The following is an 8,078-nucleotide window of genomic DNA, read 5'->3' on the forward strand; positions in this document are numbered from 1 at the left end:
AGGTTGACGGTTGGGAGAAGATGCCGTTGACGGAGGCTGCGCAGAAGGTTCAGGTGTCGGCGTTCCCGTTCCACTACGCGCAGTGGGAGACCCAGGCTGCTGATCTGGTGGCCGAGCACTGGAACAACAGCTGACCCGGCCCGACCGGCCAACAGCTGACATACGAAGTGACGTGAACGGCCGGTGGCCGGGACCCTCAAGCCAGGGCCCCGGCCACCGGCCGTTCTGCTGCCGTACTTCCTAGCGCCGTACCCGTTAAGCGAGGGACCCGGGGATATCTCCCGCAGCTTCCTGAGGCGAATTGTGCTCGCTGTTGGCCAACTTTGCTTGACCGTCGCGATTGATTGATGCGTTTTGGTGCCCGTGGCACTACCGTCTGGAATGGAAAACGCGTCGAACGTCAGCGCGTGTGCAGGTCAGTGATGCTGTCTCCCACTTGTACGGAGGATGTCCGTGGCACTGTCGCCCATACTCGAACTGTTTGCGGAAGAATTGAAGGTCGCCCGCGCCGAGGCTGGATTGACCCAGGCGCAACTCGCCGAAGCGATCAACTATTCGACGGCTCTGGTGACCAAAGTAGAGAACTGCGAGCGCCGACCGAGTGTCGACTTTGCGAAGCGCTGCGACGCGGTGCTCGGCACCAATGGTCTGTTCGCTCGGATCCATCGGCGGATCAGCCGGGAGACCGTGGTGGCCTGGTTCCGGGAGTGGGCCATCATCGAGGATGAGGCGACCGTACTGCGCTGGTTCGAGCCGCTGTTCGTGCCCGGTCTGTTGCAGACCGAGGCGTACGCCCGGGCGTTGCTGTCCAAGCCGGGGCTGCTCTTCGACGACGACGTCGAGCAGCAGGTCACGGCCAGGTTGGAGCGGCGGGACATCCTCACCCGCGACAAGCCCCCGCTGTTCACCGCCGTCATCGACGAGTTCGTGCTGCGTCGTCGGATCGGTGGCCGGGCGGTGATGCGTGAGCAGTTGCTGCACCTGGTGAAGGTCGCCGAGACGATGCCCCGGGTGCGCATCCACGTCGTGCCCCTGTCGGTCGAGGCGTACGCCGGCCTCAACGGACCTTTCGTGATCGCCACCCCACCGACGGGAGAGGATATCGTCTATGAGGAGGGGCAGCTCAACTGCCAGATCTTCGACCGCCCGGACGACGTGAAGGTCGCGGTCCAACTGTGGGAGTCGATCCGGGGCGATGCGCTGTCTCACCAGCAGTCCCTAGAGCTGATAAAGGAAGTGGCGGAGACATGGACCTGACCGGTGCCATCTGGCGCAAGAGCACGCGGAGCAACACCAACGGCGGCGCTTGTGTAGAGGTCGCTGGCAATCTGCCGGGTGTGGTGGGCGTACGCGACAGCAAGGACCCGTCAGGGCCGGTGCTCCTCTTCGGCCCGCAGGCCTGGCGGGAGTTCATCGGGGACCTGACCGCGCGCGACTGACCGACCGATCTGTGCCCTCACCCCGAATCGGGGTGAGGGCACAGACGTGTGCGCTTTGCTTCGCCTTCGAGGCGGACCCGCCGTCGGCGACCGGTCAACTGGCTGTACGGCGTCCCCGCAGACCGCGCACGATGGCCAGCGCCGCCAGGACAAGGGCAGCAACCGCCGACCCGATAGCGGCGACCAGAACGGTGGTGGCGAGCCCACCCGTATCGGTGCGGCTCTTCTCCTGTTCGGCAGCGACAGCGACGATGATGCGCTGTGCGCTGTGCCGGACGTCTTCCCTGCTGGCTGCGGTGGTGACCTGGTAGGTGCCGGCCTCGGTGGCGGTGAACTCGGCGATCGGTTCTCGGCACAGCTCGGTGATACAGAGGTACGTGGCATCCTTCGGCACCCCGACGCCCGCAGCCTGTCCGTTCGGGGCGGTCACTTTCACGTTCTGCGCCGTGATGACCGACTCGAAACGGCCCGATGCCCGCTTCTTACGCCTGGGTCCGTCGTACCGCGCCTCGTAGATGACGAGGTACCGCTCACCGGCCGCGAGTTGCACCTGGGTTTCGTCGCGCAGGGGCCCGCTGCCGACGATGCCTGCGTCAGTGTGTGAGATCGCTCCGGTGAAGCTGAACAGCCACCAGGCGAACGTGCCGGCCGCGACCAGCGCCATCACCACGGCAGCGGCGATGAGGCGGAGAGTGGCCCTGGCTATGGTGCGTGGTCGGCCGTTGACATTGACGACGGCCTGCGGCGCTGTTGAGGGGTGATTCACGCGGACAGGGTATGTGCTCGCGCAACCCCTCAGGTTCGATGCGCGCCCAACATCGTTCCTGTTCTGAGCTGCGAGAAGGCCCGTACGGGCAGGTTGCCGGCCGGCATTACGATCTTGTCATGTCCACGACACCAGCACAGTTCCAGCCGACACGCCCTGTCCCCATGGCGGGAGCCTGGTCAGCCGGCCGATCGGTCGGAGCGACGCTGCTGGTGGCCCTGCTTGGCCTGGCCATCATCGGGCTGAACACGGTCATTGCCTACCTTACGGTCGCCTGGCCTGCGGTCCCGATCGCGACCGGGGTCGTTCTCTGCCTTGGCTTCTCGATGGCTGTCTACCTGCTGCACCGGGCCAACTGGTTGGCCATCCTGTCGATGGTCTGGGCCCTGATCATCCTGGTGGGGTCGGTGCAGCTTGCCCCCGAGGCGGTGCTGGAGACCCGTGGCGTCCGCCAAGAGGTGACCATCACCGACGTCGAAGTCAATGGGAAGCGGCACGCGTTCAACCTTCAGGGCAGCAACGGGCCGCTCGATGAACAGTTGATCTATCAGGGCAGCTCTCCCAGCTACCGGGTCGGCGACAGGCTGGCCGTGCTTGTCGACCCGGACGGGGTGGTCGAGCTCGAAAATGCCGACAGCGTCGACTCCACCGGAAAGTTGGGGATGCTCGTCTACGGCGGTATTGGCTGGACCCTCATTGCTTTGCTGGCCGGGTGGCGTGGGCACGTCCGCCGCAGGAAGGGGCGGTACGCCGTGTCGATCTAGGCGATTCCCCTGGTCAGCGCGGCCAGGCGGCCAGTTGCTGACGAAGGAGTCGCACCTGCGGGACGCTCAGGCCGTACCGGGCGAACCGCTGGTCGGGGAGCCGATCGAGATAGCGCCCGACGTCGCGGATGTCGTCAGGTTCGAGAGCCGGATCGATCCGGTGGGCAAGTTCGATGAGGCGCCCGACCGGATACCGGTCCAGCGCGGCGGCGACGTCGATGTAGTCGCGTACCTCACGACGACTGATCAGCGCGGCGGTCTTGCTGGCCACCAGGTCCTCGACGTGCATGACCGGGCCGAGGTCCATCACGACCGGGCTGCGGTGCCGGTCGAGGCGACCGAGGGTGAGTCGCAGTTGCCGGCCGTCCCGGGCGACGATGAAGTCCTTCATGTCGAGATCGAACCCGGCGAAGAGGCCGGCGAGTTCCAGGTCGGGACCCTCGTCGATTACCTCGAAGCCGGCTGACTCCAACGCGATCCGGACCTCCGCTGCTGCCGCCGCCGCAGCCCCGTCCACGTCGGCGAACAGGTCGACGTCCTCGGTCGGTCGGGATACCAGCCCGTGTGCCACCCACGCCACTCCGCCGCCGAGTGCGAACCGGTGCTTCTCGGCGACGGACAGCGCGACGCGGGCGACCTCCCGGTAGAAGCTGTTGACGTGGGTGGTGGTCATGCCACCTGACGCAGTATGGGGTGCCGACTCTCCCAGGCCCGCCGGACGCCGTGGGGCAGGTTCAGGTCCGGCCACACCCGCCGCAGGACGGCACCGTTGATCAGCTGCCGCAGGTCCGCACACCGGGTGGTCTCGCGCAGCACGTTCTCGTACATCCACAGCAACTGGTCCGGGTCGGCCAGGTCGAAGGTGCGGTCCGGGCTCCACATCAGCCGTAGCGGCAGTTCCACCACGCCCTGAGTCGGCCCGGTCAGCTCGCCTACCGTCCGGGTCACGACGGCCGGGCGTCCCGGGCGGGCCAGGTAGGTGACGCTGGCCAAGGTCGTGGTGTTGCCCCGCATGCCCTCAGGGTAGCCCGAACATCGCCGGCTGGGCGTGTCGCTCCTGCTCACGATAGGCAACTCATGCCGCTTTGTGCCTTATCTGAAGCTGAGGATCCTTCGGTGAACCGGTCGGCCCGTCCGGTCGGGGCTGACCTCGATGGGTGAGCCGGATGACCCGTGCCGCCAGCACGACGGTGCATCCCAGGGTCGCGGTGGCCAGCAGGACCATGAACGTCGGATAGAGGTACGGCACCTGGATCCACGCCACGTCCCGACCCCGGTAGAGCACGCCGACGATCCGGTGGATGGATCCGAACAGCGCCAGCGGCATGAGGAGGACGAGCAGCCGTACGAAGGTCCACGGCCGCAGCGCCCGGCCGGTGGCCCAGCGGCGGGAACGCAGGACTCCCCAGCCGGCGAGTAGCGCCGTACCGAGGGCCAGCACCAGCAGCACCGCGTCGACGACCACGAGTGCTGTGCTCACCGAGGGGATCGGCGTTCCCTCCAGCAGGGCGATGATCCGCTCGGCGATGGCCGAGGCGTCCCCGAAGGCCAGCCCGGTGTTGGCCATGACTGCCACGCCGTAGCCGGACGCCGGCAGTAGTGCCTGGTAGGCAGTGGAGGTGAACAGATCGCCGCTGTGCGAGATCATCGGTGCGCCGGCCGCGGTCGTGCCGACGTCCCAGCCGAGGGCGTAGGACCCGGATACTGCGGACGGGGTGTGCATCGCCGCCAGGCCGGCGGGCGAGACGACCGCCGTACCATCCGGGCCGCGACCGTGGTTGCTCTGCGCGATCAGCCACGCCGCCATGTCGTACGCGGAACTGAGCATCCCGCCCGAGCCGTTACCGAAGGCCGGCGGTTCGGGTACGGCGACCGCCGCCCCGAGGATCATCAGATGTCCGCGCGCGCTCGACGGCATCTCGGCCGCGACATCGAGCGTACGACTGTCGGCCATCCCGAGCGGGGCGAACACCTGCTCCCGTAGGTAGTCGGCGAACGGGCGACCACTGACCACCTCGACCAGGCGGGCCGCCACCTGGAAGTTCGGGTTGTGGTACTCCCACCTCGTGCCGGGGGCGGCGGCCAACCGGGCGGTACGCATCATCGACACGGCCTCCCGTAGCGAGCGCGGCACCGGCCGGCGGCTGAAGGAGCGGTACGTCGTGTCCGACATGCCGGAGGTCTGGTCCAACAACTGTCGTACGGTGATCTCCGCTGCCCGGGGATCCGCCATCGTGAACTCCGGCAGGTACGTCTGTACCGGCCCGTCGAGATCGACCCGGCCCGCCTCGACCAGTTGCATCACGGCCAGCGCGGTGAACGACTTGCTCACCGAGGCCACCGCCATCGGCGTGTGTTCGGTCACCGGGTCGCCGTCGGGTGTGTGTCCGTACCCGGTGGCGTGTACGACCCGGGTCCCTCGGGTCACCGCCACCGCCGCACCGGGCAGCCCGGTGTCGTCGAGATACTTCCGTACGGTGGTGTCGATGGCTGAGGCATCGACGTTGGTCGGCGGCCCGGTCGGAGTCGGTGGGGTGAGCGGCACGGCCAGCGCCGCCGCCCCGGCCAGGATGAGCGTTCGCATGAACATGTCGGCAGTCTCGGCTCGACGACCGGCTCCGCGCGTCGGAGCAGGGGCCGAATGCAGGATCGGACCGTGGTCCGACGTCCAGCCGTCGGGGCGCGGATACGGTGTCCACGTGCTCACCTCGGGGCGGCTCGGGCTGCGACAGCTGATGGCGTGCGACGCGCTGGTGGGAGTCGCCCTCGTGATCTTCACGGTGTTCCGGACCCCCAGCGTGCCGGTGCTGGTGTGGGGCCTGGGCGTGCTGTTCGGGCTGCCACTGGCGGTACGCAGACGCTGGCCGGTCCCGGTACTCACCGTCGTGCTGTCGGCCGGGACGGTGGCGATCGCCGTGGGGGTAGCGGGAGACGCGGTGGTGCTGGCCATCGCATTCGCGCTCTATCCGGTCGCGCTGGTCAGCTCGGTACGGCGGGCCGGATTGGCACTTTCCGGCGCCCTGGCCGCCATCACGGCCGCAGGTCTGGTGGGCATCACGGTCCCTGGACTGCCGATCATCGCGTCCCGGGCGGGGGAGGAGTCGTTCACGGCGACGCCGGTGCCGGTCCTGCTCTACAGCGCCACGATCATCGCCGGCTCGTGGGTGTTGGCCCGTGCGGTACGCGCCCGACGGGAGCACACCACCCAACTGGCCCAGCTGCGGTCCGACCAGGCGGTGGCCGAGGAACGGCTACGCATCGCCAGGGACATCCATGACGTGGTCGGGCACAACCTCAGCCTGATCGCGATGAAGGCGGCCGTCGCCAACCACCTCGTGGACAGCCATCCGGGGGAGGGACGGGCTGCGCTCCGTACCATCGAGCGGCTCAGCCGCGGTGCCCTCGACGACGTGCGGGTCGTACTCGGCGCGTTGCGGGACCCGGCGGACACCGTACCGAGCTTCACCGAACTCGACCGGCTGGTGGCGGACGTTCGTGCCGCTGGCGTCACCGTCGACGTCGACCGGGACGATCTGACCCGGGTGCCGGCGGCGGTGCAGGCCTCGGCGTACCGCATCGTCCAGGAGGCGCTCACCAACGTGCTTCGCCACGCCGGCCCGACCCACTGTCGGCTCACGATCGTGCTCGAGCCCGGAGCGTTGAGCGTTGCCGTCATCGATAACGGGACGACCCGGCGTACGGATGGCCCCTCCGGCCATGGCCTGCGGGGCATGCGGGAACGGGTGGCGATGCACGGCGGCGCGCTCCGGGCCGGCTTCGAGACCGGCGGTGGGTTCGCGGTCCGTGCCCGGCTTCCGTTCACCCGGGCGGTCTCCGACGATGAGTGAGGTGGTACGCGTACTCCTCGCCGACGACGAGGCCCTGCTGCGTGGCACTCTTCGCCTCCTGATCGATGCCACTCCTGGCCTGACGGTGGTGGGTGAGGCTGCTACCGGCCGAGAGGCCGTCGAACTCGCCGAAGCCCGGGAACCTGACGTCGTGCTGATGGACATCCGGATGCCGGACCTGGACGGTATCGCCGCCACGGAACAGGTCACCGCAGCTTCGGACCCACCCCGGGTGCTCGTCCTGACCACGTTCGATCTGGACGAGTACGTGTACCGAGCGCTACGGGCCGGAGCCAGCGGATTCCTGCTGAAGGACACCCCACCGCCCCGGCTCCTCGACGCGATCAGGCTCGTTGCTGCTGGCGAGGCGCTGTTGGCCCCGAGCGTCACCCGGAGGCTCATCACCGAGTTCACCCGTGTGCCGATGACGCGACGCGGGTCAGGGCGGCTGGACGGGGTGACTCCGCGTGAACGGGACGTACTGACCCTCATCACCCGGGGGCTGTCGAACACCGAGATCGAACAACATCTGCACCTCAGCCGTGGCACGGTCAAGACCCACATCGGCCGGTTGATGATGAAACTGGGCGCCCGTGATCGGGCGCAACTGGTGATCGCTGGATACGAGTCGGGGCTCGCCGACGGATGACGCGGTTGTCCGCTGGGGTGCCAGGATGTGGTCGGATTTCCGATTTTGTGTGGTTCGTTGAGCTGGGGTGGGTGCCGAGCGGTCGCGGATGATGCGTGGCGCGAGGATGCTGCGGTTGCCTGTCGAGCTGAGTCGTTTGTGCTATCGCGAGTGGTGGCTTGGTTCGCTTCAGGGAGTCGGGCTGAGATCTGGTCGTGTCTGGGCGGTTTCCGGGGGTGATCGACTGGCTGTTCGGTGGGTTGGCGCGGAATGTTGGCGGGGGTGGGGGCGTTGTATATCGCGTACGGCTGAGTAGCGTGGCCTCTTCGGCTGGCCCGGTGGTGATGGTCTTCGGGTGGCTGGAATGTTGGCGGCTGGCTGGTCGTTACATCTTGTCTACGCCCGCACCCCTGGTCCGGGGTTGCGTGTGGCGTTCCTTTTCTTTCCCCCCTTTTTCTGGTGAGCGGCGCGCGCTGATGTGTGCGGGTTGCTTCCGCGTCTCTCCTTTCCCCCTGTGGGAGGCGTTCTTTCCCCCTTGTATTGGAGCTTTGTCATGAACACGATTCTTCGTAAGGGTGTGCTTGCTGCTGCTGGTCTGGCTTTCACCGGTGGTGTGTTCGCGGGTCCGGCCCT

9 protein-coding genes are annotated in these 8,078 nt (G+C 67.6%); 5 read left to right on the forward strand and 4 right to left on the reverse strand.

Annotated features, from left to right (window positions below; genetic code table 11):
- Positions 1-447: 447 nt before the first annotated feature.
- Both ACFQ4H_RS34190 and ACFQ4H_RS34195 read left to right on the forward strand, forming a co-directional pair.
- Entirely contained in the window at positions 448-1,257 is an 810-nt protein-coding gene (locus tag ACFQ4H_RS34190) for a helix-turn-helix domain-containing protein (RefSeq protein WP_377579324.1), read from the forward strand.
- A complete protein-coding gene (locus ACFQ4H_RS34195; protein ID WP_377579326.1) occupies positions 1,248-1,439 on the forward strand; it encodes a DUF397 domain-containing protein in 192 nt (63 codons plus the stop codon). Before ACFQ4H_RS34190 ends, ACFQ4H_RS34195 begins: the two co-directional genes overlap by 10 nt.
- A 94-nt stretch (positions 1,440-1,533) precedes the next feature.
- Here the strand turns inward: ACFQ4H_RS34195 and ACFQ4H_RS34200 are convergent, their stop codons facing one another.
- Entirely contained in the window at positions 1,534-2,205 is a 672-nt protein-coding gene (locus tag ACFQ4H_RS34200; RefSeq protein WP_377579328.1) for a hypothetical protein, read from the reverse strand.
- An 11-nt stretch (positions 2,206-2,216) separates the two neighbouring features.
- On the opposite strand from ACFQ4H_RS34200, the gene ACFQ4H_RS34205 reads away from it, so the two are divergent.
- Positions 2,217-2,969, forward strand: a complete 753-nt coding sequence (locus tag ACFQ4H_RS34205) for a hypothetical protein (protein WP_377579330.1) — start codon at positions 2,217-2,219, stop codon at positions 2,967-2,969.
- Positions 2,970-2,982: 13 nt separating this feature from the next.
- On the opposite strand, the gene ACFQ4H_RS34210 is transcribed toward ACFQ4H_RS34205, so the two are convergent.
- The 3 genes from ACFQ4H_RS34210 to ACFQ4H_RS34220 form a co-directional block, all read right to left on the reverse strand.
- Positions 2,983-3,642 carry a nucleotidyl transferase AbiEii/AbiGii toxin family protein gene (locus ACFQ4H_RS34210; protein WP_377579332.1) on the reverse strand — a complete coding sequence of 220 codons (660 nt, stop codon included), beginning with the start codon at positions 3,640-3,642 and terminating at the stop codon, positions 2,983-2,985.
- Positions 3,639-3,983 (reverse strand): hypothetical protein, encoded by a 345-nt coding sequence (locus ACFQ4H_RS34215; protein ID WP_377579334.1) that lies wholly within the window; start codon positions 3,981-3,983, stop codon positions 3,639-3,641. The genes ACFQ4H_RS34210 and ACFQ4H_RS34215 overlap by 4 nt, the downstream gene beginning before the upstream one ends.
- 61 nt (positions 3,984-4,044) lie before the next feature.
- A complete protein-coding gene (locus ACFQ4H_RS34220; protein WP_377579336.1) occupies positions 4,045-5,559 on the reverse strand; it encodes a serine hydrolase domain-containing protein in 1,515 nt (504 codons plus the stop codon).
- A gap of 109 nt (positions 5,560-5,668) precedes the next feature.
- Here ACFQ4H_RS34220 and ACFQ4H_RS34225 point away from each other — a divergent pair, with 109 nt between their 5' ends.
- Both ACFQ4H_RS34225 and ACFQ4H_RS34230 read left to right on the forward strand, forming a co-directional pair.
- The gene (locus ACFQ4H_RS34225) at positions 5,669-6,817 is read left to right on the forward strand and encodes a sensor histidine kinase (protein WP_377579338.1); all 1,149 of its coding nucleotides are present in this window, start codon (positions 5,669-5,671) and stop codon (positions 6,815-6,817) included.
- Entirely contained in the window at positions 6,810-7,466 is a 657-nt protein-coding gene (locus ACFQ4H_RS34230) for a response regulator (RefSeq protein ID WP_377579340.1), read from the forward strand. The genes ACFQ4H_RS34225 and ACFQ4H_RS34230 overlap by 8 nt, the downstream gene beginning before the upstream one ends.
- The last annotated feature ends 612 nt before the right edge of the window (positions 7,467-8,078 follow it).

This window comes from Micromonospora sonneratiae, assembly GCF_042679305.1.
Classification (GTDB): Bacteria; Actinomycetota; Actinomycetes; order Mycobacteriales; family Micromonosporaceae; genus Micromonospora_H; species Micromonospora_H sonneratiae.

Bases quoted from the DNA above. Each gene is read 5' to 3' on its own strand.
- ACFQ4H_RS34230 (WP_377579340.1), top strand. From the start codon at position 6,810: ATGAGTGAGGTGGTACGCGTACTCCTCGCCGACGACGAGGCCCTGCTG.
- ACFQ4H_RS34190 (WP_377579324.1), top strand. From the start codon at position 448: ATGTCCGTGGCACTGTCGCCCATACTCGAACTGTTTGCGGAAGAATTG.
- ACFQ4H_RS34220 (WP_377579336.1), bottom strand. From the start codon at position 5,559: ATGTTCATGCGAACGCTCATCCTGGCCGGGGCGGCGGCGCTGGCCGTG.
- ACFQ4H_RS34210 (WP_377579332.1), bottom strand. From the start codon at position 3,642: ATGACCACCACCCACGTCAACAGCTTCTACCGGGAGGTCGCCCGCGTC.
- ACFQ4H_RS34205 (WP_377579330.1), top strand. From the start codon at position 2,217: ATGTGCTCGCGCAACCCCTCAGGTTCGATGCGCGCCCAACATCGTTCC.
- ACFQ4H_RS34195 (WP_377579326.1), top strand. From the start codon at position 1,248: ATGGACCTGACCGGTGCCATCTGGCGCAAGAGCACGCGGAGCAACACC.
- ACFQ4H_RS34215 (WP_377579334.1), bottom strand. From the start codon at position 3,983: ATGCGGGGCAACACCACGACCTTGGCCAGCGTCACCTACCTGGCCCGC.